34 protein-coding genes are annotated in these 20,405 nt (G+C 42.7%); all 34 read right to left on the reverse strand.

All coding sequences use genetic code 11. The features are described 5' to 3' along the window. Window positions 1–8: 8 nt before the first annotated feature. Window positions 9–449, reverse strand: a complete 441-nt coding sequence (gene rplO / locus ACVC7T_RS04475; RefSeq protein ID WP_105107796.1) for a 50S ribosomal protein L15 — start codon at window positions 447–449, stop codon at window positions 9–11. A gap of 143 nt (window positions 450–592) precedes the next feature. Continuing rightward, window positions 593–775, reverse strand: coding sequence for a 50S ribosomal protein L30 (gene rpmD, locus ACVC7T_RS04480; RefSeq protein ID WP_002936638.1), 183 nt, complete (start codon window positions 773–775; stop codon window positions 593–595). 14 nt (window positions 776–789) lie between these two features. Beyond that, window positions 790–1,284, reverse strand: a complete 495-nt coding sequence (rpsE, locus tag ACVC7T_RS04485) for a 30S ribosomal protein S5 (RefSeq protein WP_105111775.1) — start codon at window positions 1,282–1,284, stop codon at window positions 790–792. Between the two features lie 18 nt (window positions 1,285–1,302). Then, window positions 1,303–1,659 (reverse strand): 50S ribosomal protein L18, encoded by a 357-nt coding sequence (gene rplR / locus ACVC7T_RS04490; RefSeq protein ID WP_002936641.1) that lies wholly within the window; start codon window positions 1,657–1,659, stop codon window positions 1,303–1,305. Window positions 1,660–1,747: 88 nt separating this feature from the next. Further along, on the reverse strand, window positions 1,748–2,284 hold the full coding sequence (gene rplF, locus ACVC7T_RS04495; protein ID WP_002936644.1) for a 50S ribosomal protein L6: 537 nt from the start codon (window positions 2,282–2,284) through the stop codon (window positions 1,748–1,750). 285 nt (window positions 2,285–2,569) lie between these two features. Beyond that, window positions 2,570–2,968, reverse strand: a complete 399-nt coding sequence (gene rpsH, locus ACVC7T_RS04500) for a 30S ribosomal protein S8 (RefSeq protein ID WP_024532337.1) — start codon at window positions 2,966–2,968, stop codon at window positions 2,570–2,572. A gap of 306 nt (window positions 2,969–3,274) precedes the next feature. Next, window positions 3,275–3,460, reverse strand: a complete 186-nt coding sequence (locus ACVC7T_RS04505; protein ID WP_002936651.1) for a type Z 30S ribosomal protein S14 — start codon at window positions 3,458–3,460, stop codon at window positions 3,275–3,277. A gap of 14 nt (window positions 3,461–3,474) precedes the next feature. Continuing rightward, window positions 3,475–4,017, reverse strand: coding sequence for a 50S ribosomal protein L5 (gene rplE / locus ACVC7T_RS04510; protein WP_002936653.1), 543 nt, complete (start codon window positions 4,015–4,017; stop codon window positions 3,475–3,477). A 23-nt stretch (window positions 4,018–4,040) separates the two neighbouring features. Beyond that, window positions 4,041–4,346 (reverse strand): 50S ribosomal protein L24, encoded by a 306-nt coding sequence (gene rplX, locus ACVC7T_RS04515; RefSeq protein WP_002936656.1) that lies wholly within the window; start codon window positions 4,344–4,346, stop codon window positions 4,041–4,043. Window positions 4,347–4,528: 182 nt separating this feature from the next. After that, window positions 4,529–4,897 carry a 50S ribosomal protein L14 gene (gene rplN / locus ACVC7T_RS04520; RefSeq protein ID WP_002936658.1) on the reverse strand — a complete coding sequence of 123 codons (369 nt, stop codon included), beginning with the start codon at window positions 4,895–4,897 and terminating at the stop codon, window positions 4,529–4,531. A 24-nt stretch (window positions 4,898–4,921) separates the two neighbouring features. After that, on the reverse strand, window positions 4,922–5,182 hold the full coding sequence (rpsQ, locus tag ACVC7T_RS04525; protein WP_000440801.1) for a 30S ribosomal protein S17: 261 nt from the start codon (window positions 5,180–5,182) through the stop codon (window positions 4,922–4,924). A gap of 23 nt (window positions 5,183–5,205) precedes the next feature. Next, complete coding sequence (rpmC, locus tag ACVC7T_RS04530; protein ID WP_002936659.1) at window positions 5,206–5,412, reverse strand: 50S ribosomal protein L29; 207 nt, start codon at window positions 5,410–5,412, stop codon at window positions 5,206–5,208. Window positions 5,413–5,421: 9 nt separating this feature from the next. Then, the gene (gene rplP, locus ACVC7T_RS04535; RefSeq protein ID WP_002936660.1) at window positions 5,422–5,835 is read right to left on the reverse strand and encodes a 50S ribosomal protein L16; all 414 of its coding nucleotides are present in this window, start codon (window positions 5,833–5,835) and stop codon (window positions 5,422–5,424) included. 3 nt (window positions 5,836–5,838) lie between these two features. Beyond that, complete coding sequence (rpsC, locus tag ACVC7T_RS04540; RefSeq protein ID WP_002936661.1) at window positions 5,839–6,492, reverse strand: 30S ribosomal protein S3; 654 nt, start codon at window positions 6,490–6,492, stop codon at window positions 5,839–5,841. Window positions 6,493–6,504: 12 nt separating this feature from the next. Continuing rightward, a complete protein-coding gene (gene rplV / locus ACVC7T_RS04545; RefSeq protein WP_023369052.1) occupies window positions 6,505–6,849 on the reverse strand; it encodes a 50S ribosomal protein L22 in 345 nt (114 codons plus the stop codon). Between the two features lie 17 nt (window positions 6,850–6,866). Then, window positions 6,867–7,148, reverse strand: a complete 282-nt coding sequence (rpsS, locus tag ACVC7T_RS04550) for a 30S ribosomal protein S19 (RefSeq protein WP_000533766.1) — start codon at window positions 7,146–7,148, stop codon at window positions 6,867–6,869. Between the two features lie 101 nt (window positions 7,149–7,249). Further along, window positions 7,250–8,083 carry a 50S ribosomal protein L2 gene (rplB, locus tag ACVC7T_RS04555; protein ID WP_024391479.1) on the reverse strand — a complete coding sequence of 278 codons (834 nt, stop codon included), beginning with the start codon at window positions 8,081–8,083 and terminating at the stop codon, window positions 7,250–7,252. Between the two features lie 17 nt (window positions 8,084–8,100). After that, window positions 8,101–8,400: a 50S ribosomal protein L23 gene (locus tag ACVC7T_RS04560; RefSeq protein WP_447262554.1), complete on the reverse strand. Its 300-nt coding sequence runs from the start codon at window positions 8,398–8,400 to the stop codon at window positions 8,101–8,103. Then, window positions 8,400–9,023 (reverse strand): 50S ribosomal protein L4, encoded by a 624-nt coding sequence (rplD, locus tag ACVC7T_RS04565; protein WP_004195490.1) that lies wholly within the window; start codon window positions 9,021–9,023, stop codon window positions 8,400–8,402. Before rplD ends, ACVC7T_RS04560 begins: the two co-directional genes overlap by 1 nt. A gap of 24 nt (window positions 9,024–9,047) precedes the next feature. Then, window positions 9,048–9,674 carry a 50S ribosomal protein L3 gene (gene rplC, locus ACVC7T_RS04570; protein WP_004195488.1) on the reverse strand — a complete coding sequence of 209 codons (627 nt, stop codon included), beginning with the start codon at window positions 9,672–9,674 and terminating at the stop codon, window positions 9,048–9,050. Between the two features lie 212 nt (window positions 9,675–9,886). Continuing rightward, window positions 9,887–10,195 carry a 30S ribosomal protein S10 gene (gene rpsJ / locus ACVC7T_RS04575; protein WP_024391481.1) on the reverse strand — a complete coding sequence of 103 codons (309 nt, stop codon included), beginning with the start codon at window positions 10,193–10,195 and terminating at the stop codon, window positions 9,887–9,889. Window positions 10,196–10,460: 265 nt separating this feature from the next. Further along, window positions 10,461–10,934: a sigma-70 family RNA polymerase sigma factor gene (locus ACVC7T_RS04580; protein WP_245170007.1), complete on the reverse strand. Its 474-nt coding sequence runs from the start codon at window positions 10,932–10,934 to the stop codon at window positions 10,461–10,463. A gap of 89 nt (window positions 10,935–11,023) precedes the next feature. After that, entirely contained in the window at window positions 11,024–11,596 is a 573-nt protein-coding gene (locus tag ACVC7T_RS04585; protein WP_105138619.1) for a nucleotidyltransferase family protein, read from the reverse strand. 389 nt (window positions 11,597–11,985) lie between these two features. Further along, the gene (locus ACVC7T_RS04590) at window positions 11,986–12,303 is read right to left on the reverse strand and encodes a DUF1292 domain-containing protein (protein WP_105138618.1); all 318 of its coding nucleotides are present in this window, start codon (window positions 12,301–12,303) and stop codon (window positions 11,986–11,988) included. A gap of 18 nt (window positions 12,304–12,321) precedes the next feature. Next, entirely contained in the window at window positions 12,322–12,741 is a 420-nt protein-coding gene (ruvX, locus tag ACVC7T_RS04595) for a Holliday junction resolvase RuvX (RefSeq protein WP_105138617.1), read from the reverse strand. Then, window positions 12,741–13,007: an IreB family regulatory phosphoprotein gene (locus tag ACVC7T_RS04600; RefSeq protein ID WP_105111771.1), complete on the reverse strand. Its 267-nt coding sequence runs from the start codon at window positions 13,005–13,007 to the stop codon at window positions 12,741–12,743. The genes ruvX and ACVC7T_RS04600 overlap by 1 nt, the downstream gene beginning before the upstream one ends. A gap of 106 nt (window positions 13,008–13,113) precedes the next feature. Continuing rightward, on the reverse strand, window positions 13,114–13,512 hold the full coding sequence (spx, locus tag ACVC7T_RS04605; protein ID WP_105111770.1) for a transcriptional regulator Spx: 399 nt from the start codon (window positions 13,510–13,512) through the stop codon (window positions 13,114–13,116). A gap of 159 nt (window positions 13,513–13,671) precedes the next feature. Further along, the gene (recA, locus tag ACVC7T_RS04610; protein ID WP_105138616.1) at window positions 13,672–14,856 is read right to left on the reverse strand and encodes a recombinase RecA; all 1,185 of its coding nucleotides are present in this window, start codon (window positions 14,854–14,856) and stop codon (window positions 13,672–13,674) included. Window positions 14,857–14,907: 51 nt separating this feature from the next. After that, window positions 14,908–16,089 carry a competence/damage-inducible protein A gene (locus ACVC7T_RS04615; RefSeq protein ID WP_447262555.1) on the reverse strand — a complete coding sequence of 394 codons (1,182 nt, stop codon included), beginning with the start codon at window positions 16,087–16,089 and terminating at the stop codon, window positions 14,908–14,910. A gap of 69 nt (window positions 16,090–16,158) precedes the next feature. Next, the gene (locus ACVC7T_RS04620; RefSeq protein ID WP_394736164.1) at window positions 16,159–16,716 is read right to left on the reverse strand and encodes a DNA-3-methyladenine glycosylase I; all 558 of its coding nucleotides are present in this window, start codon (window positions 16,714–16,716) and stop codon (window positions 16,159–16,161) included. Window positions 16,717–16,733: 17 nt separating this feature from the next. Next, a complete protein-coding gene (locus ACVC7T_RS04625; protein WP_394736163.1) occupies window positions 16,734–17,375 on the reverse strand; it encodes a hypothetical protein in 642 nt (213 codons plus the stop codon). Between the two features lie 8 nt (window positions 17,376–17,383). Further along, a complete protein-coding gene (gene ruvA, locus ACVC7T_RS04630; protein WP_105122400.1) occupies window positions 17,384–17,974 on the reverse strand; it encodes a Holliday junction branch migration protein RuvA in 591 nt (196 codons plus the stop codon). A gap of 6 nt (window positions 17,975–17,980) precedes the next feature. Further along, window positions 17,981–19,930: a DNA mismatch repair endonuclease MutL gene (mutL, locus tag ACVC7T_RS04635; protein ID WP_447262556.1), complete on the reverse strand. Its 1,950-nt coding sequence runs from the start codon at window positions 19,928–19,930 to the stop codon at window positions 17,981–17,983. 125 nt (window positions 19,931–20,055) lie between these two features. Continuing rightward, window positions 20,056–20,232 carry a hypothetical protein gene (locus tag ACVC7T_RS04640; protein ID WP_161942998.1) on the reverse strand — a complete coding sequence of 59 codons (177 nt, stop codon included), beginning with the start codon at window positions 20,230–20,232 and terminating at the stop codon, window positions 20,056–20,058. Between the last annotated feature and the right edge of the window lie 173 nt (window positions 20,233–20,405).

Here is a 20,405-nt window from a genome sequence, read left to right on the forward strand (position 1 = left end):
GTCACCTCTTAGATGACTTCTACTGAGCCACCTTTAGAAGTGATTGCTTCTTCAGCTGATTTAGAGAATTTAGCAGCTTTCACTGTCAATTTCTTCGTCAATTCGCCGTTACCAAGGATTTTAACACCTGATTTTTCAGCTTTAACGATACCAGCTTCGATAAGTACAACTGGTGTTACTTCAGCACCATCTTCAAAAGCGTTCAATTGATCAAGGTTAACGATTGCGTATTCTTTAGCGTTGATGTTTGTAAATCCACGTTTTGGAAGACGACGGAACAATGGAGTTTGTCCACCCTCAAAACCAGGACGAACACCGCCACCGCTACGAGCTTTTTGACCTTTTTGACCACGGCCAGATGTTTTACCGTTACCTGATGATGTACCACGACCTACACGGTTGCGGACTTTACGTGAACCTGTTGCAGGTTGCAATTCATGAAGTTTCATTATATATTTCTCCTCTTTTATATGCTAGCGCCTGTGGGGAGTTAGAGTAAGCCGCCCACAAACTCGCTTCTATCAAAATTGACTAGAAGTCGCAAAGATTTCTCCATGCGACCTAGTCTGTTTATTGTTAACTTTAGTATAAGTTACTTAACTTCTTCAACAGTTACCAAGTGAGAGATAGCGTTCACCATTCCAAGAATAGCTGGGTTATCTTCCTTAACAACTGAAGAGTTCAATTTACCAAGTCCAAGTGCAACAACTGTTTTACGTTGCTCTGGTTTGCGACCGATTGGAGACTTAGTCAAAGTAATTTTAATTTGAGCCATGAGTATCTCCTTTCTTATGCTAAATCAGAAACTGAGATGCCACGAAGTGCAGCCACTTCTTCAGCACGTTTCAATTGTTTCAAACCTTCAACAGTTGCACGAACGATGTTGATTGGTGTGTTTGAACCGAGTGACTTAGATGTCACATCAGCGATACCAGCCAATTCGATTACGGCACGAGTTGCACCACCGGCAGCAACCCCAGAACCTTCTGAAGCTGGTTTCAACATAACACGAGCTCCACCGAATTCTGAACGAACTTCGTGAGGAATAGTTGTACCAACCATTGGTACCTCGATCATGTTTTTCTTAGCAGATTCAACTGCTTTGCGGATAGCTTCTGGTACTTCTTGAGCTTTACCAGTACCGAAACCTACGCGACCGTTACGGTCACCAACAACCACAAGAGCTGCGAAGCGAAGACGACGTCCACCCTTAACAACTTTTGTAACACGGTTGATGGCTACTACGCGTTCTTCAATTTCAACTGCGTTATCTTTGAATGCCATTTCTTAGTGTCCTCCCTATTAGAATTTCAATCCGTTTTCACGAGCTGATTCAGCCAAAGCTTTCACACGTCCGTGATAGAGATATCCACCGCGGTCAAAGACCACTTCAGAAATACCTTTAGCTACCGCGCGTTCAGCAACGAGTTTACCTACAACAACAGCTTGTTCTGTCTTAGTACCTTTTGAAACTTCTTTATCAAGAGTAGAAGCGCTTGCGAGCGTTACACCCGCTACGTCATCAATCACTTGAGCGTAGATGCCTGTATTAGAACGGAAAATGTTCAAACGTGGGCGAGCAGCAGTTCCAGAGATTTTACCGCGAACGCGACGGTGGCGTTTTTGGCGGATTTTGTTTTTATCTGGTTTTGAAATCACAATATTCACCTCTTAATGTATGATTCTGTTTCTTGCGAAACAATTTGAGAAATAGTCAGCCAGGTGGCTAAGCCACCTCAGCAAGCTATTATTTACCTGTTTTACCTTCTTTACGGCGAACGAATTCACCAACATAGCGGATACCTTTACCTTTGTATGGCTCAGGAGCGCGAAGGCTACGGATGTAAGCTGCTGTTTGACCAACAACTTCTTTGTTGATACCAGACACGACGATTTGTGTTGGTGTTGGAACTTCAAATGTAATACCTTCTGGTGCAACCACTTCATCTGGATGTGATTTACCAACAGCAAGTGTCAATTTGTTACCAGCCAATTGAGCACGGTAACCGACACCACGCATTTCAAGTTCTTTTTTGAAGCCTTCAGAAACACCAACAACCATGTTGTTGAGGTTAGCACGGCTAGTACCGTGAATAGTCTTCATTTCTTTTGAATCGTTTGGACGGTGAAGAGTAACTTCTGTACCTTCCACACGGATTTCAATAGCAGTTGGGAATTCACGAGTCAATTCCCCTTTAGGTCCTTTTACAGTTACCACGCCGTTGTTTTGAGCAAGCTCAACACCAGCAGGCAATGTAATTACTTTATTACCAATACGTGACATATTTTTTAATTCTCCTGTTAAATTATCAAGCCGTCAAGCGACTAGTTTTCACGGGGGCTCATTTAAACACGGTCAATAGCCCGTGTTCGATTGAGCATGGTTACATGATACTAAATAATCAGTAAGTCTGATTTGAACACGCACGAAAAACTGGTTCTCCCGCGTTTTTGTATCATCCTTTTAGGTTTCAATTTCTAAATGTGGCAAGGCAGAGCGACGCAGACCATACTTGAGTATGTCAAGACGCTCTAACACAGGCACATGACGAAATTGGAAGCTAAAAGATTACCAAACGTAGGCGACAACCTCTCCACCAACGTTCTTTTGACGAGCTTGTTTGTCAGTCAAAAGACCTTCTGATGTTGAGATGATTGCGATACCAAGTCCGTTAAGAACTTTTGGAATATCTTCACGTTTTGAGTAAACACGAAGACCTGGTTTTGAAACGCGTTTCAAGTTAGTGATAACTTTTTCACCGTTTGGTCCGTATTTCAAGAATACACGGATGATGCCTTGTTTGTCATCTTCGATGAATTCAACGTTTTTTACAAAACCTTCGTTTTTAAGGATTGTAGCAATGCCTTTTTTAATGTTTGATGCAGGAACTTCAAGCACTTCGTGTTTAGCTTGGTTAGCGTTACGAATACGTGTCAAAAAATCTGCAATTGGGTCAGTCATAACCATTTGTTGTTTCTCCTCTTACTAGCAGTTTGATTGAATCACTTGCTAGTTAATTCATGATACAAAGGGCGCTAAAAAGCCAAAGTGAAAATAGAAAACTTGACGTAGAAACTTTGGTTTCTAGGAAAGTTTGTCTTTTTCACACAGGCTTTCGCCCGTGTTCAAATCGGCAAGCAAACTTTGTATCGGGGTTGTTTTAATTGAGTTCGAGCTACAACCTTAGCAAAGAAGATAGATTTTCCTAGAAGTAAACTTCGTCGTCAAATCTCCTATCTTTGCCTTGGTTGCTAAACGCTCTCACATCTTATCTTACCAAGAAGCTTTTGTTACGCCAGGAATTTGTCCAAGGTAAGCCAAGTCGCGGAAGCATACACGGCACAATTTGAATTTGCGGTAAACTGAGTGTGGACGTCCACATTTTTCACAGCGTGTGTAAGCTTGTGTAGAGAACTTAGCTGGGCGTTTGTTCTTAGCGATCATTGATTTTTTAGCCATTTATTCTCTCCCTCTTATTTTGCAAACGGCATACCAAGGCCAGTAAGCAATGCACGTGATTCTTCGTCAGTGTTAGCAGTTGTAACGATAACGATATCCATACCGCGAGTTTTATCAACATCGTCGAAGTTGATTTCTGGGAAGATCAATTGCTCTTTCACACCAAGTGTGTAGTTACCACGTCCGTCAAATGACTTAGTTGGTACACCGTGGAAGTCACGTACACGCGGAAGTGAAACTGTAACCAATTTGTCCAAGAATTCATACATACGTTCGCCACGAAGAGTTACTTTCGCACCGATCGCAACACCCTCACGAAGACGGAAGCCGGCGATTGATTTCTTAGCTTTAGTGATAAGTGGTTTTTGACCTGAGATCAAAGCCAATTCTTGAGCAGCTTTCTCAAGGTTTTTAGCGTTAGAAACAGCGTCACCAACACCCATGTTCAAAACGATCTTATCAACTTTTGGCACAGCCATAACTGAAGAATAGTTGAATTGTTCAGTCAAAGCAGGAACTACTTCATTAAGATATTTTTCTTTTAAACGATTTGCCATTATACTTCTCCTTTCCTTCGTGATTAATCAAGCACTTCGCCTGATTTTTTGTTGTAGCGAACTTTTTTGCCGTCTACAAACTTGTAACCAACGCGTCCTGCAACACCATTTTTGTCAAGAACTTGAACGTTTGACACATGGATTGGAGCTTCTTTTTCAACGATAGCGCCTTGAGGGTTTTCGCTGTTTGGTTTTTGGTGTTTCTTAACGATGTTAACACCTTCAACAATAACTTTGTTTACTTTTGGAAGTGCTGTTACGACAACTGCTTCAACGCCTTTGTCTTTACCAGCGATTACGCGAACTTTATCGCCTTTTTTTACAAACATTTGATTTCTCCTATGATTTCTTACGCCCTAATGGGCACCCTGGTTAGTGATTTAACCAGGGGACTTAGTTTGTTTTCTAGTTTACTAAATCCGTCACAGACTTCGTTAGTTTGTTTTGATGTACCCAAGTACTATCTGCAACAAACTGCCTAGTCTGTAACAAATTTCCTAAAACTATTTGATTAAAGTACTTCTGGTGCCAATGAAACGATTTTCATGAAACCGCCATCACGCAATTCACGTGCCACTGGGCCAAAGATACGAGTTCCGCGAGGGTTTTTGTCTTCACGGATGATAACTGCTGCATTCTCATCGAATTTGATGTATGAACCATCAGCACGACGAGCACCTGTCTTAGTACGAACGATAACGGCTTTAACAACGTCACCTTTTTTAACCGCACCACCAGGAGTAGCTTGTTTTACTGAAGCAACGATGATGTCGCCGATGTTCGCGAATTTACGTCCTGAACCACCAAGAACTTTGATTGTCAAGATTTCACGTGCGCCACTGTTGTCAGCAACTTTCAAACGAGTTTCTGTTTGAATCATGTCAATTTTCTCCTTTCAGGTTGATTAAATGATAACTGCCTCTTCCACAACTTCTACAAGACGGAAACGTTTTGTAGCTGAAAGTGGGCGAGTTTCCATGATACGAACGATATCGCCTTCTTTAGCAACATTGTTTTCATCATGAGCTTTGTACTTTTTAGAGTAGTTAATACGTTTACCATAGACTGGGTGGTTACGTTTAGTTTCAACTACAACTGTGATTGTTTTGTCCATTTTGTCAGATACTACGCGTCCAACAAGAACTTTACGATTATTGCGTTCCATTGAAATTCTCCTTTCCCAATCTATTATTTAGTTTCAGATTGCACAGTTTTGATACGTGCAATTTGTTTCTTCACTTCGTTCAAACGAGCAGTTTGCTCAAGTTGACCAGCAGCAGCTTGGAAACGAAGTTCGAAGAGTTCTTTCTTCAATTCGTTTTCTTTCTTAGCAAGTTCTTCTTGAGAAAGGCCACGAAGTTCTTTTACAAAATCTTTAATTTCTTGAAGTTTCATGTCTTCTCCTTATTCTGCTTCACGTTTTACGAATTTAACTTTAACTGGCAATTTGTGACCAGCAAGGCGGAATGCTTCACGTGCAATTTCTTCAGAAACGCCAGCTACTTCAAACATAACCTTACCGCGTTTAACTGGAGCTACCCAGCCTTCAGGAGCACCTTTACCAGAACCCATACGTACACCGATAGCTTTAGCAGTGTATGATTTGTGTGGGAAGATTTTAATCCAAACTTTACCACCACGTTTCATGTAACGCGTCATAGCGATACGGGCAGCTTCGATTTGGCGGTTTGTAATCCATGAGCTAGTAGTTGCTTGAAGACCGTATTGACCAAAGTCTACTTGTTTTCCACCTTTAGCTTCACCGCGCATTTTTCCACGGAATTCACGACGGTGTTTTACACGTTTAGGTACTAACATTTGTTATTTACCTCCTTTAGTGTTTTTACGAGCTGGAAGAACTTCACCACGGTAGATCCATACTTTAACACCAAGTTTACCGTAAGTTGTCAAAGCTTCTTCCCAAGCGTAGTCGATATCCGCACGAAGTGTATGAAGAGGAACAGTTCCTTCTGAGTAGCCTTCTGCACGGGCAATATCAGCACCGTTCAAACGACCAGAAACTTGTGTTTTGATACCTTTTGCACCAGCGCGCATTGCACGTTGGATAGCTTGTTTTTGAGCACGACGGAATGCCACACGTTGCTCCAATTGACGAGCGATTGACTCACCAACAAGGTGTGCATCCAAATCAGGTTGTTTGATTTCGATGATGTTGATGTGTACTTGCTTACCAGTCAATTTGTTCAATTGAGCACGAAGTGCATCAACGTTGCTACCAGCTTTACCGATAACCATACCTGGTTTAGCAGTGTGGATAGAAACGATTACTTTGTTTACAGCACGTTCGATTTCGATTGTTGATGTTGACGCATCAGCCAATTCTTTTTTGATAAAGTTGCGGATTGCAAGATCTTCATGAAGGTAATCCGCGTATTCTTTTTCAGCATACCATTTAGCATCCCAATCACGGATGATGCCAACACGCATACCAATTGGATGTACTTTTTGACCCACGTTTTTACCTCCTTATTTCTCTGCCACAACTACAGTGATGTGAGCTGTGCGTTTGTTGATTGGTGAAGCAGAACCTTTCGCACGTGGACGGAAACGTTTCAACGTTGGTCCTTCGTTTGCGAATGCTTCGCTGACTACCAAGTTAGCTTTTTCCAAACCAAAGTTGTTTTCAGCGTTAGCGATTGCTGAGTTTAAAACTCCCTCGATAATGCTTGCAGCTTTGTTTGGTGTGAATTTCAAGATTGCGATTGCGTCTGCTACGCTTTTGCCACGGATGTTATCCAAGACAAGACGTGATTTACGAGGTGAAACACGTACTGTGCGAGCAGTTGCTTTAGCTGAAGTAATTTCTGCCATTGTGTTTTCCTCCTAAATTATTTACGACGAGTTTTCTTGTCGTCAGCAGCATGACCTTTGTAAGTACGAGTTGGTGCGAATTCACCAAGTTTGTGACCTACCATGTCTTCTTGAATGTATACAGGTACGTGTTTACGTCCATCGTAAACTGCGATTGTATAACCGATGAAACTTGGGAAAATCGTTGAACGACGTGACCAAGTTTTAATTACTTTTTTCTTTTCGTCATTTGCTTGAGCTTCAACTTTTTTCATCAAATGCTCATCGACGAAAGGTCCTTTTTTAAGACTACGTCCCATTTTAGTGTTTTCTCCTTTAAAATATGTACCACAGCGGCTTGCCCGCAATGCGGGCTACCGAGTTGGCGGATGATATAGCATGCTAAGCAACTATGTATAAATTACTTTTGGTTGCGACGACGAACAATAAGTTTGTCTGATTTAGCTTTCTTGTTACGAGTTTTCAAACCAAGAGCTGGTTTACCCCATGGAGTAGATGGTGCTTTACGACCAACTGGTGCTTTACCTTCACCACCACCGTGTGGGTGATCGTTAGGGTTCATTACAGAACCGCGAACTGTTGGACGGATACCTTTCCAACGGCTACGACCTGCTTTACCAAGGTTTACTAGGCCATGTTGTTCGTTACCTACAGTACCAACAGTAGCACGGCAAGTACCAAGGATCATACGAACTTCACCTGATTGAAGGCGAACAAGAACGTATTTACCTTCTTGACCAAGAACCTGTGCAGATGCACCAGCAGCACGAACCAACTCACCACCGCGACCTGGTTTCAACTCGATGTTGTGAACAACAGTACCGACTGGGATGTTTGCAAGTGGAAGTGCATTACCAACTTTGATATCCGCTTCTGGACCTGAAACGATGCGTTGACCAACTTCAAGACCTTTAGGAGCGATGATATATGCTTTCACACCGTCTGTGTAGTGTACAAGAGCGATGTTTGCTGAACGGTTTGGATCGTATTCAATTGTTTTAACAACTGCTTCAACGCCATCTTTGTTACGTTTGAAGTCTACCAAACGGTAGAAACGTTTGTGACCGCCACCTTGGTGACGAACAGTGATGCGACCATTGTTGTTACGACCAGCTTTGTTTTTCAATGCAACAAGCAAGCTTTTTTCTGGAGTACTTGTTGTGATTTCAGCGAAGTCCAAAGAAGTCATGTTACGACGGCCATTTGTCGTTGGTTTATAAACTTTAATACCCACGTTAATTCCTCCTTTGATTATTCAGCGTCAGCTGTAGCGAACAATTCGATCGCTTTTGAATCAGCAGTCAAAGTGATGATTGCTTTTTTCACTTTGTTTGTGCGACCCACATAACGACCTACGCGTTTTGTTTTAGGTTTCACGTTGATTGTGTTAACATTTGCAACTTCAACACCTTCAAATGCAGCTTCAACAGCTTGTTTGATCAAGAGTTTGTGTGCACGAGTGTCAACTTCAAATACATACTTGCCTGCTTCGAGTTGGCCCATTGAGCTTTCTGTGATGACAGGTTTTTTGATAACATCATACAAATTCATTATGCAAGAACCTCCTCAATTTTAGAGATAGCTGCTTGAGTTACAAGAAGTTTGTCTGCATTTGCGATGTCAAGTACGCTTGCAGTTGTTGCGGTTGCAACTTTAACTCCTGGGATGTTACGAGCAGAAAGAGCTGCGAATTCATTGCCTTCTTCAAGAATAACAAGGACTTTAGAATCAATGCTCAATGCTGCAAGTACTTTTGCAAATTCAGCAGTTTTTGGAGCTGTGAATTCAAGTGAGTTAACAGCTACAAATTTGTTTTCAGCAACTTTTTCTGAGTAAACAGATTTAAGTGCCAAGCGACGAACTTTTTGTGGAAGTTTGTACGCGTATGAACGTGGAGTTGGTCCGAAGACTACGCCACCGCCACGCCATTGTGGTGAACGGATAGAACCTTGACGAGCACGTCCAGTTCCTTTTTGACGCCATGGTTTGCGTCCGCCACCTGAGACTGCTGAACGGTTTTTAACTGCGTGAGTACCTTGACGAAGGCTAGCACGTTGGCTGATGATCACATCAAATACAACTGCTTGGTTTGGCTCGATACCAAAAATCGCATCGTTAAGAACTACTTCACCAGCTTGTTTACCAGTTTGGTCAAATAATGTTACGTTTGCCATTTCGACTGATTTCCCCTTTCCTTATTATTTACCAGCTTTAACTGCTGACTTGATAGTGATAAGAGATTTCTTAGCACCTGGTACGTTACCTTTGATAAGGATAACGTTCTTTTCTGGAACAACTTGTACAACCTCAAGGTTTTGAATTGTTACACGGTTGCCGCCCATGCGACCTGCAAGGTTTTTACCTTTGAATACACGGCTAGGTGCAATAGGACCCATAGAACCTGGACGACGGTGGTAACGAGAACCGTGAGCCATAGGACCACGTGATTGACCATGGCGTTTGATAACACCTTGGAAACCTTTACCTTTAGATGTACCAGTTACATCAACAACATCACCAGCTGCGAAAGTTTCAACTGTAATTTCTTGTCCAACTTCCAAGCCTTCAATGTTTTTGAATTCACGAATGAAGCGCTTAGGAGCTGTGTTAGCTTTAGCTACATGGCCTTTGGCAGGTTTGTTGCTCAATACTTCACGTTTGTCATCAAAACCAACTTGAACTGCCGCATAACCGTCAGTTTCAACTGTTTTCACTTGAAGTACAACGTTTGGAGTTGCTTCGATGACAGTAACAGGGATAAATTCACCAGATTCAGTGAAGATTTGAGTCATTCCCACTTTTTTCCCTAAGATTCCTTTTGTCATGAGAAAAATATTCCTTTTCTTATTTTATAGTTAAAAAGTTTTTAACGAGCGTTTTTCATGCTCAATTCAAGATACTAACGGCGTCAAACTCAAGATGAAAATAAGAAATCCGACGAAGAAACGGTAGTTTCCAGGAAGATTTGTCTTTTTTCACACAGAGTTTAGCCTGTGTTCAATTAGAACACTCGCTTTACTCAGTCGTATCTAGCTGATTAAAGTTTGATTTCTACGTTTACACCACTTGGAAGATCCAATTTCATCAAAGCATCAACTGTTTTTTGAGTTGGGTTAATGATATCTACCAAACGTTTGTGTGTACGCATTTCGAACTGCTCACGAGAGTCTTTATACTTGTGAGTCGCACGGATGATTGTGTAGAGGCTACGTTCTGTTGGAAGTGGAACTGGACCTGCTACTTGAGCACCTGTACGTGTTGCAGTTTCAACGATTTTTGCAGCTGCTGTATCAAGTGTACGGTGTTCGTACGCTTTCAAGCGGATGCGGATTTTTTTGTTTGCCATCTTTTTCTCCTTTGCGTCTATTTAAGATAATAGGCTAGCTCCACAAGAAAACCAACACGAGTTGCGTGGCAATGCAACCGAGCGTGTCGCAACCTCTTGCATCAAAGCTACAGCCGTAATTTTTACGGCACTAGAATAGTCTACCAAATTCTATCCGTCATTGCAAGAGTTTTTACTTAAAATTTTAAAAATCCCAAAACTTCTGTTTTGGGAGGCGGTTCGTGTATTCTATCGCCATTATTCTTATAGCATTAGTAGAAAACAATCATCGAAAGTCCTTTAAATGTTCTTGTAACCCCCTAAGCATATTCTTACGACCATTGAAACTCTGACCACTAATTAGTTTTTCATAATTTTCCAATTGGTCCATAGACAAATTTTTCCGATAATCTCTCAAGGCACCTCTCAACAACAATAGCTCGTCATTGACTAAACCTGGCGATTGTATTACTTGTGATAGTTCATGTATGTCTTCATGAGACATTCGGTCAAACTTGCGCTTTTTACTTTCCTGTCTGCGAACATAGTCCTTAATCCGATTTCTGAATTTAACCTTGAAATAACAATACAACTGGGCTCTTTCCCCAATCAACCATGGTTGATCCTCCAATAATTCAAACAAGGTTATCATGCCTTCCTGCTCCCAGTCATCTCTGTCCCACAGTTTGATATAAAACTCTTTTCGAGCCTTGTTGACAATCCCTTTTACACCATCATAGACCTTTTCAAATTTCATCATCCCATCTCCTTTGTTTGATGGTTTAAGTTTATCGAAAAGAGCTAACTTTCTACAGGACATTTTTGTCTATTTTTAATGAAGATAGTTTATCAATCGTATTCTATGGTTATTACAGGCCATTGTTCTTTCCAGTTTTTCTTTTTTACTCTCTTCTCATATACATCCATACGTTTAGAATTGCCAATAAAATGAGGAGTTGGTCGCACCAAATAATTATAAATATCAGTCAATCCATAAGGTGCAAATAGTTCTATATCCCCTTTCTCTGTCTGACGAACACCAATTGCGGTACACCTTTCAGGAAATTTTTCTATTGCATCTTTTGACGATTGATAAGGAGAGGTATCCGGGCTATGAATATGCATAAATACTTGATTCTTAACTTCCCACTGATATTCCGGATATCTTTGACGCAAATTTGCTTCTAATTCTTTTGTTGCTTGATACGACACTTGCTCATCGTAAAAGATAAGATCAACATCCGTATTTTTATCAAAACGGTAATGATTCCAGATAAAATTACGAATTGTTCCTGCACAAATCCACGAGTCCGCTAAGTCTAAATCCTTTACAATCCCCAAAATCCTAATGATATCAGGATCTTTTAACAAATATCTTTCTAACTCATCTTTCATACAATCCTCTACCTTCAAGTTGTTCATTGATTTTAGTGTTATTTTTACTAGCTTCCAAAAGAAAAAGAAAGAGGGATAAAATATTCACCGGACCTTTATTCACTTTCTTTTTTATCATGATCCAAAGGCCTCGGTACCATGATAAAAAGGTCCACCCGGACCTAGTTTTACCCTCCTGTTTTCAAGCAAAAGATAAAAAGGTCCACTGGACCTTGATTCGTTCTTTGGTTTTCAAACTCATGATAAAAAGGTCCACCCGGACCTAGTTTTACCCTCCTGTTTTCAAGCAAAAGATAAAAAGGTCCACTGGACCTTGATTCGTTCTTTGGTTTTCAAACTCATGATAAAAAGGTCCCCCGGACCTAGTTTTGCCCTCCTGTTTTCAAGCAAAAGATAAAAAGGTCCCCCGGACCTTTTTATTCATCCATAAAGCTGTTGAAGACTTCTTCAATCATATCCCATTCTGCTGTTGCATCTTCCGGGATTGGTTGCAAATCGCCTTCTGTGCCGTTCTCGTTTTCGATATACGAGTAAGCTTGGATTTCCACCTCACCGTTCTCATCTTCTTCTGCACTTGCAGGAATTAAGAGAACGTAGTTTTTACCAAATTCTTCTTGACCGTCAATTGTCAATAAAATTTCAAACAAGGTTTCATTACCTTGGTCGTCTACCAAAGTAATCAATTCACGCTCGTCGTGGTTGTGGTCATGTTCATGGTCGTGATGATGTGCCATGTTTATCTCCTTTATATTTTAAAATGTTCTATCTAAATAATTTTGCAAAATCAGCTGGGCTGCCAATTTATCAATCACTTTTTTGCGCTTGCCGCGGCTAATGTCTGCCTGCTCAATCAACATACGTTCAGCCGCTACAGTGGTCAAGCGCTCATCCTGGTAATCAACAGGCAGTCCGTACTGTTCCACCAATAAATCACCGTAGGCTTGACTGGCCTCAACACGCGGACCGCTAGTATTGTTCATGTTCTTGGGTAGGCCAACAACAAACTTGTCCACCTTATACTGGGAAACAAGTTCGCTCAGCCTTTCAAAACCGAACTCACCTTTTTCTTCATTTATAGGAATAATTTCTAAACCCTGGGCCGTAAAGCCCAAGGGATCCGAAATGGCTACACCGACGGTTTTTGAACCGACATCTAATCCCATAATTCTCATTAGAGGTCAATCCCATTCCCTTTCAAGTAGTAGCGTACCAATTCTTCAATGATTTCGTCGCGCTCATGTTTACGAATCTGATTACGGGCATCATTGTAGCGAGGGATATAAGCAGGGTCCCCACTCAAGACATAGCCGATAATCTGATTGATTGGATTGTAGCCTTTCTCGTCAAGCGACCGATAAACACTGGTCAGCGTTTTGCTGATTTCTTGCTTATCTGTATCGTCCAGACGAAAACGGACAGTTTCTTCTGTGAATCCCATACTTACACCTTCTTTCCTTATCTTATAGTCTATTATACCACATATAGCCCCTAAACTCAATGATATAGCATAAAAGAACCCTAGAGCTAGAGTTCTTTCATCTACTTTATAGGGCTGCTCTCATCCGAGCTTGAGCATTTTCTACATTACGCACTGAGCGTGGCAGGAAGGCACGAATGTCATCTTCCTTATAGCCTACCTGAAGACGTTTCTCGTCAATCAGAATCGGGCTTTTCAAAATCCGAGGATTTGAGGTAATTAAATCAATAACCTCATTAACGCTTAAATCCTCAATATCGAAGTCCAAGCTCTTAGCATAACGGTTTTTTGAAGAAACAATACTTGCAATACCATTCTCTGTCTTGGTCAAAATGTTCATAATTTCTTCCTTAGTAATGGCTTCTTTTGCAAGGTTATGCTCGTTGTATGAAAGTTGGTGAGCATTTAACCAATTTTTTGCTTTTTTACAAGAGGTACAACTAGATACAGTATAAATTTTAATCATGTAGTCACTCCTTTGCTACATCTTCGTAAACACATTATAAACCATTATACCACAAAATCCCTCAGTCTGCAGACCTATTTTGCAAAAAAACTTTAAATTTAAGGGGGAAAATTCGGTTTTTATGAGAAAAAAGCCTAGCTAGACTAGACTTTTTCGGAATTATTCTTCTAATTCGATGCCGCCATCGAGGTCAAGTACTACTTCTTCCAATTCTACATTGGTTTCTGTTTCAGTAGCAGGAACTTCTTCAGTAGCTTCCGCCTTTGCATCAGCCGTTTCAGCTGGTGCGTTATCATCTTCAATCAAACCGTAGTGAATACGGATTTTGCGGTCGATTTCTGCAAAAATTTCTGGATTTTCAGCCAAGAACTTCTTAGCATTTTCCGAACCTTGACCGATTTTCTCATCGTTGTAAGAATACCAAGCACCTGCTTTTTTGATGATACCCAAGTCGCTACCGATTTGAATCAACTCGCCCGTCTGCGAAATCCCTTCTCCGTACATGATTTCCACGACAACTTCTTTAAATGGCGGAGCGACCTTGTTTTTCACGACCTTGACCTTGGTTTCCTTACCAACGTTCTGGTCTTTCTGCTCACCCGTACCCTTGATTTGGGTATTGCCACGAACGTCCAAACGAACAGAGGCATAGAACTTCAAGGCACGACCACCCGGCGTGGTTTCTGGGTTACCAAACATGACACCCACTTTTTCACGGAGTTGGTTGATGAAAATAGCAATGGTCTTGGTTTTGTTGATTGATGCACCCAATTTGCGCATGGCCTGAGACATCATACGCGCCTGCAGACCAACGTGGCTATCACCGATGTCACCGTCAATCTCCGCACGCGGTACAAGAGCCGCAACTGAGTCGACAACGACCAAATCAACAGCACCAGAGTCAATCAATTTACCAGCGATTTCCAAGCCCTGCTCACCAGAATCCGGCTGCGACAAGAGCAATTCATCAATGTTAACACCTAGAGCCGCTGCATAAGCAGGATCCAAAGCATGCTCGGCATCGATAAAGGCTGCAATACCGCCTTCTTTTTGACATTGGGCAACCGCATGAAGGGCAACCGTCGTCTTACCAGATGATTCTGGACCGTAAATCTCGACGATACGCCCCTTCGGATAGCCACCAGCGCCCAGAGCGATATCAATCGACAAGCTACCAGAGCTCATGACCTGAACCTTTTGCTCGGCACGCTCACCCAGGCGCATCACTGCCCCCTTACCAAAGTCTTTTTCGATAGACTTGAGAGCGTCATCTAAAGCCTTTTTGCGCTCATCTCCATATTTTTTAGTAATTTCTTCTAATTTTTTCGATGGTTTCTTAGCCAATTTCTTTCTCCTCTTTTTCTAATCAAACCATTATAGCAAAGTTCTGCTATTTCACAAAGTATTTCGTACAAAGTCTAAGGCCTGCAGGCAAGCTAACTGACGCAGATAGAGCCATGAATAGCCCCCTAAATCCACTTCTTTTTGGACAATCCTAGAGGTGCTGACCAAGACCAGACTGACCTTGGCAAGGACGTTGTCAACAGTCGATTGGGGTTTGACAGCCACCGAAACAGCCAGAGTCAAATCTGTCGCCAATTCCTTCCGCAACTGACTGGCTTCTGTCACCAAGCTGTCCGAGCTGATTGGACCCTGACCTCTGACCTGACCCCCGCTAAAATACATCTGGTCTGTCATGGTTGCGCTCAATTCCGCTTGCAACTGACCTCCCGTTCCCTGCTCCAAAATGGACAAGGTTTGCTGCTTGTCAACCAACAAATCCGCAACCGTTTTAGCCAGACTATTGTCCTCACCATAGGCATATAGGTATTTTGCTAAATTATCTCGCTCCAGAATCGTCTTTTCTAGCTGGGCTAGTTTGGCATCTGCCTCTACCTGACTGGTCGCCTTGGTAGACAGGCGCAGGGTGACTTCCCCTGTTTTAGCATAAGGGGCTAGAGTCGGGTCCGTCTGTTGGTCAATCAAGTCTGCCAAGATAGTAACCAACTGACTCTCGCCGATACCAAAGAACCTCAAGACCCGCGAATAGAGTTGTTGCTCGGATTGGGTCAACAGCGGCAGCAAACTCTGGGCAAACATGGCTTTGAGTTCGCTAGGCGGTCCTGGCAAGACAATATAGGTAACGCCGTCTTGTTCAATCATACTCCCTACAGCCAGCCCTGTGGGATTGTGCAAGGGAATAGAACCAGCCACCAATTGAGCCTGACGCTCATTATTGGGTGTGCGAATACGACCGGGACGACTGGCAAAAAAGCGGTTCAGCTTGTCCACGGCCCTCTTGTCAAAGACCAAGTCGCGTCCTAAAAACTGAGCCAGGGTCTGCTTGGTCAAATCGTCCTCCGTCGGTCCCAAACCGCCACAGAGAATGACCATATCACTTCGCTTACTGGCAATCTCCAACACCGACAAAAGACGCTTTTCATTATCGCCTACTGCTGTATGAAAATAGACGTCAATACCCAATTCAGCACATTTTTCAGATAGAAATTGCGCGTTGGTATTGACAATCTGACCGGTCAAAATTTCAGTGCCTACGGCGATGAGTTCTGCTTTCATAATCCTCCTTCTACTTTTGATAGCATGCAGTTACCTGCCTATCTATTAGTTCGTAATTGGGTGGTGGTTTTAGATATTTTTCCAGTCACACGTATTTTCATGGTCGTTAATGAGCCCAGCTGCTTGTAGGAAAGAATAGACGCAGACAGGACCGACAAATTTAAAACCTCGTTTTTTCAAGTCCTTGGAAATAGCCTCGGAAAGGGAGGTTTTAGCAGGAACTTGACGGTAGTCACCAACCGAATTGACCTGTGGGCGACCTGCTAGCCAAGACCAGATATAATGGTCAAAACTGCCGCATTCTTCCTGTAACTTGAGAAAGGCTTGGGCATTGGCACGGGTCGCGTAGAGCTTAGCCTTGTGCCGAATAATAGCTGGATTGTCGAGCAGGGCATCCAGCTGCTGGTCAGTCATGCTAGCAACCGCATGATAGTCATAATCATGAAAGACAGACTTGAAAGCCTGTCGCTTGTTGAGCACAATTTCCCAAGACAGACCTGCTTGATAGGTCTCCAAACAGAGCAATTCAAAGAGAGCCTGCTCCTCATGCAAAGGGCGCCCCCATTCTTGATCATGATAGGCTATATAGAGGGGATTGTTGAGATTGACCCAAGAACAACGGTTCATTTTTTCCCTTTCTAGCATTAACGAATGGCAGTCTGATAAGCATTATAGAGCGATCCTATCAAATCTAGACAAGCTTTATAAGCTTGAACGAGCTCTTCATTTTGAGACAGAAGCACATAAGCCTCTTGCTCCAATATTTGCCTCAGAGGTTCTACCTTACCCTCATAAGCCATATAATCAACTGTTTTTAGATAGGCTTGATAATTTTCCAGGATTGGTACATACGAACCACTCCTATCGCGTAGCTCCGCCTTTCTCACTTGTTCACGATAGTGTCTTTGTAAAAAATAAGCAAAATGCCCGCCAGAATGTTCATCTTTCTGCTTAATTTGCAGACCCGTGTATGTATCCCAATAACCGACATAATTCGGTATTAGAGAAGCAGTTAGACGACCAGAATAGGTATCGCCGAGATGATGGAGTGTCCCAAGGCGAACATAGTCCTGTTGATCCGCCATCAAGGCCTTATAGATGGTCGATATTTTTTCCGTGTCTTTCAAAGATGCTCGAGCTTCAAAAAAGTGGTAATTAGGGTCTATGCGTCCTATGATGACAACTTCTTCATGAGGCATATAGTGATAATCAATAGAAAATTCTTTTCCTGACAAAGGATAGTTTGGTCTATGGCTAGTCCCAGCATGTATCAAATTTAATCTCATCACTATCCTCACTTCATCAACATCTTGAGGGCGGACTTGATGTAATTCTCAGCGGTATCGGTCGTGCCGTCGAAGAATTTCTTGATTTTCTTGAGTTCAGCCGGTCGGTAGCCGAGTGCCTCCATTGCCTCCATTGCTTCTTCCAAGGCATGATTTTCACTGGTCGGAGCCGACGTTTCGACGGGACCTGTTTCTTCGCTCATAACAAACCTGCCTTCCAAGTCCAGCACCATTTGCTGGGCTGTTTTTTTACCGATTTTCGGAAACTTGGTCAGGTAGGTAATATTTTTCTGCTCAATGGCCCGAACCAGCCCGTCATTATCATCCACGGCAATGATGGCTAGAGCTGTTGTCGGACCGATACCAGACACAGAAATCAGGCTGAGAAAGACAGACTTTTCAGCTTCTGTCATAAATCCGTAAAGCAAGTGGGCATCTTCTCGAATGACTTGATGCGTGTACACCGTCACTTCTTGGTTGACATGGCCAGAAAAAGCGTAAGGATTGGCCACATGAAGAATGTAGCCAATACCCGTCACTTCAATGACGATGTATTTAGCAGTGATTTTCGTAAGTTTTCCTTTGATATAGTCGTACATGATTTTCTAATACTTTCCTAATTCTCGTAAAGAGGTGTGATTTTCTTGAATGCGACGGAACATTTTTTCCATGTCCGACTTGCTGAAGTTGACTAAAACTGGGCGACCGTGCGGACAGTTATAAGGATTTTTCGTGTGGGACAGCTGGCGAATGAGGTCACGCGCCGAATAGTCATCCAAGGCATGGTTAGCCTTAATCGACCGCTTGCAGGACATCATAATAGCCAACTCAGCCCGATACTGCTTGATGGAAACTTGGTCGGTCAAGAGCAACATGTCACACATCTCATAGACCCCAGACTCAATTTCCTCTTCCTGCATCCATATCGGATGTTCCCGCAGGATGAATTGGTTGCTACCGTACTCTTCTAGATTGATGCCGACCTGGCGCAGGCTGTCCAACTTACTGGACAGGGTCAGGGCATCATTTTGCGGAAATTCAAAAATGTAAGGCACTAAAAGTTGCTGGGCAGAATTGTCCACCTCGCCAATTTTCTCCCGGTAATATTCGTACTTGACCCGCTCCTGAGCAGCGTGCTGGTCGATGATATAGAGACCGCCCTTACCTTGAGCGAAGAGATAGGTTCCGTGCATCTGACCAAAATATTCTAATTCTGGGAAGGTCGACGTCTGTTCTTGGTCCAGCTGATTGGCCAACTTGGCTAATTCTTTCTGACTGAGGGCTGGATGCTCGACATCCTGCTCGTCTGCTGACAAACGCTGGGCAAATTTGATAGCTGCAGCCTTAGGCTCAGGCTGACTCGACTGCTCTGCCATTTCCAATGGCGCAATCTCCTCCGCCACAACCTCTGGCTTGAGGAAGAAATCTTGCTTGACCGTGTCGTAGTAGAGATTGGTCTCGCGTAGCGGTAACGTCGTCTGCTCAGCCTTGACCTTGGTCCGCGTGCTGGATTTGGCCAGATTTTCCAAAGCATCTGGAATCAAATCTTGCTCCTTGAGGGCTTGAGCAATGGCTTCACGAATGAGCTGCATCAGCTCCTTTTCCTTGGAAATACGGACTTCCTGCTTGGTCGGATGGACATTGACATCAGCCAGATAAGGGTCAATCTCAATGGCAATCACCACCAGTGGAAAACGTCCGACCATGAGCTTACTGCCATATCCTTCCAAAATCGCTCGGTTAAGCAGGAAATTCTTGATGTAGCGGCCGTTGATGAAAATGCTGATGTAGTTGCGGTTGGCCCGGGTCAATTCGGGCAAGGAAACATAGCCTGACACCTGAAAATCCAAGTCCTCGGCAACAATTTCAACCATTTTCTTAGCCGATGCAATACCGTAGACACCAGAAATGGCCTGACGGAGATTGCCTGTTCCAGCAGTGGCAAGCAATTCCCGACCTTCATTTATCAGAGTAAAGCTGATTTCTGGATGGGCTAGACTGAGACGGTTGACAACGTCGATAATGTGAGACAATTCGGCCTGCTGGCTGCGGACATATTTGAGCCGAGCAGGGGTATTGTAAAATAAATCCGAAACCGTCATCTGAGTCCCGACTGGACGGCTGATAGGTTCTTCTTTTTCAACTACCCCGCCCTTAGCCTCCAGCAAGATGCCGTGAGGATGATCCGCAGTGGCCGTTTCAATCACCATCTGGCTGACAGAGGCGATAGAGGGCAGGGCCTCACCACGAAAACCCAAGGTCCGAATACGAAAAAGGTCCGCTTGATTTTTTATCTTGCTAGTCGCATGACGGCGAAGGGCCAAGCGCACCTCATCATGCGCAATGCCCTCGCCGTTGTCCGTAATTTGAATGGCCTTGAGCCCCGCTTCTTCAATCACAATCTGAATCTGAGTCGCGCCTGCATCGATGGAATTTTCCAAAAGCTCCTTAACGACACTGGCCGGACGCTCAATGACCTCTCCGGCTGCAATCTGATTGGCTAGAATATCTGGCAATTCAATAATATGATTTGTTTTAGTTCTCTCATTTGTCATATCTTTTATTATAGCACAAAGACAATATCCTATCGATTTCTTCTATATCAGCTAAAAAGAACGGGCAATTTATAAAAAGAGAACGATATTCCCTAACCTTAGACGAATGTTTTACATCTAAGAGATTATTTGGCTTGTTTCATCTCCTTAAAAAGTGAGTAACATCCCCATCCGCTAAACAGGGCAAAGGCAACTGGCAAGAGAATTTGAGACCAATCAAAGCCTGTGATGAGATTATAAAGAATATAGCCACAATTAAACAATAAGAAAAAACCAAAAAATACAAGTTGAATTGTCTTCATGAAAACTCCTTGTTTATTCCAATATCCATTGTAGCAAATTTTGCTTATACTTAACAAAAATCAAAAATAGCGATATGATAGTATTATGACAAAAGAATTTACCCAGACACAAGTTGAAGAATTAAAGCAAGCACTTAAAAACAAAAATAATGCTCCGCATCATAGAAAAATAC

It is taken from the genome of Streptococcus sp. P25B114 (assembly GCF_053010325.1).

What these genes read in the sequence shown, in the direction of transcription:
- rplO (WP_105107796.1), bottom strand. Translation starts at nt 449, where the DNA reads ATGAAACTTCATGAATTGCAACCTGCAACAGGTTCACGTAAAGTCCGC.
- rpmD (WP_002936638.1), bottom strand. Translation starts at nt 775, where the DNA reads ATGGCTCAAATTAAAATTACTTTGACTAAGTCTCCAATCGGTCGCAAA.
- rpsE (WP_105111775.1), bottom strand. Translation starts at nt 1,284, where the DNA reads ATGGCATTCAAAGATAACGCAGTTGAAATTGAAGAACGCGTAGTAGCC.
- rplF (WP_002936644.1), bottom strand. Translation starts at nt 2,284, where the DNA reads ATGTCACGTATTGGTAATAAAGTAATTACATTGCCTGCTGGTGTTGAG.
- rpsH (WP_024532337.1), bottom strand. Translation starts at nt 2,968, where the DNA reads ATGGTTATGACTGACCCAATTGCAGATTTTTTGACACGTATTCGTAAC.
- ACVC7T_RS04505 (WP_002936651.1), bottom strand. Translation starts at nt 3,460, where the DNA reads ATGGCTAAAAAATCAATGATCGCTAAGAACAAACGCCCAGCTAAGTTC.
- rplE (WP_002936653.1), bottom strand. Translation starts at nt 4,017, where the DNA reads ATGGCAAATCGTTTAAAAGAAAAATATCTTAATGAAGTAGTTCCTGCT.
- rplX (WP_002936656.1), bottom strand. Translation starts at nt 4,346, where the DNA reads ATGTTTGTAAAAAAAGGCGATAAAGTTCGCGTAATCGCTGGTAAAGAC.
- rplN (WP_002936658.1), bottom strand. Translation starts at nt 4,897, where the DNA reads ATGATTCAAACAGAAACTCGTTTGAAAGTTGCTGACAACAGTGGCGCA.
- rpsQ (WP_000440801.1), bottom strand. Translation starts at nt 5,182, where the DNA reads ATGGAACGCAATAATCGTAAAGTTCTTGTTGGACGCGTAGTATCTGAC.
- rpmC (WP_002936659.1), bottom strand. Translation starts at nt 5,412, where the DNA reads ATGAAACTTCAAGAAATTAAAGATTTTGTAAAAGAACTTCGTGGCCTT.
- rplP (WP_002936660.1), bottom strand. Translation starts at nt 5,835, where the DNA reads ATGTTAGTACCTAAACGTGTAAAACACCGTCGTGAATTCCGTGGAAAA.
- rplV (WP_023369052.1), bottom strand. Translation starts at nt 6,849, where the DNA reads ATGGCAGAAATTACTTCAGCTAAAGCAACTGCTCGCACAGTACGTGTT.
- rpsS (WP_000533766.1), bottom strand. Translation starts at nt 7,148, where the DNA reads ATGGGACGTAGTCTTAAAAAAGGACCTTTCGTCGATGAGCATTTGATG.
- ACVC7T_RS04560 (WP_447262554.1), bottom strand. Translation starts at nt 8,400, where the DNA reads ATGAATTTGTATGATGTTATCAAAAAACCTGTCATCACAGAAAGCTCA.
- rplD (WP_004195490.1), bottom strand. Translation starts at nt 9,023, where the DNA reads ATGGCAAACGTAACATTATTTGACCAAACTGGTAAACAAGCTGGTGAA.
- rplC (WP_004195488.1), bottom strand. Translation starts at nt 9,674, where the DNA reads ATGACAAAAGGAATCTTAGGGAAAAAAGTGGGAATGACTCAAATCTTC.
- rpsJ (WP_024391481.1), bottom strand. Translation starts at nt 10,195, where the DNA reads ATGGCAAACAAAAAAATCCGCATCCGCTTGAAAGCGTACGAACACCGT.
- ACVC7T_RS04580 (WP_245170007.1), bottom strand. Translation starts at nt 10,934, where the DNA reads ATGATGAAATTTGAAAAGGTCTATGATGGTGTAAAAGGGATTGTCAAC.
- ACVC7T_RS04585 (WP_105138619.1), bottom strand. Translation starts at nt 11,596, where the DNA reads ATGAACAACTTGAAGGTAGAGGATTGTATGAAAGATGAGTTAGAAAGA.
- ACVC7T_RS04590 (WP_105138618.1), bottom strand. Translation starts at nt 12,303, where the DNA reads ATGGCACATCATCACGACCATGAACATGACCACAACCACGACGAGCGT.
- ruvX (WP_105138617.1), bottom strand. Translation starts at nt 12,741, where the DNA reads ATGAGAATTATGGGATTAGATGTCGGTTCAAAAACCGTCGGTGTAGCC.
- ACVC7T_RS04600 (WP_105111771.1), bottom strand. Translation starts at nt 13,007, where the DNA reads ATGGGATTCACAGAAGAAACTGTCCGTTTTCGTCTGGACGATACAGAT.
- spx (WP_105111770.1), bottom strand. Translation starts at nt 13,512, where the DNA reads ATGATTAAAATTTATACTGTATCTAGTTGTACCTCTTGTAAAAAAGCA.
- ACVC7T_RS04615 (WP_447262555.1), bottom strand. Translation starts at nt 16,089, where the DNA reads ATGAAAGCAGAACTCATCGCCGTAGGCACTGAAATTTTGACCGGTCAG.
- ACVC7T_RS04620 (WP_394736164.1), bottom strand. Translation starts at nt 16,716, where the DNA reads ATGAACCGTTGTTCTTGGGTCAATCTCAACAATCCCCTCTATATAGCC.
- ACVC7T_RS04625 (WP_394736163.1), bottom strand. Translation starts at nt 17,375, where the DNA reads ATGAGATTAAATTTGATACATGCTGGGACTAGCCATAGACCAAACTAT.
- ruvA (WP_105122400.1), bottom strand. Translation starts at nt 17,974, where the DNA reads ATGTACGACTATATCAAAGGAAAACTTACGAAAATCACTGCTAAATAC.
- mutL (WP_447262556.1), bottom strand. Translation starts at nt 19,930, where the DNA reads ATGACAAATGAGAGAACTAAAACAAATCATATTATTGAATTGCCAGAT.
- ACVC7T_RS04640 (WP_161942998.1), bottom strand. Translation starts at nt 20,232, where the DNA reads ATGAAGACAATTCAACTTGTATTTTTTGGTTTTTTCTTATTGTTTAAT.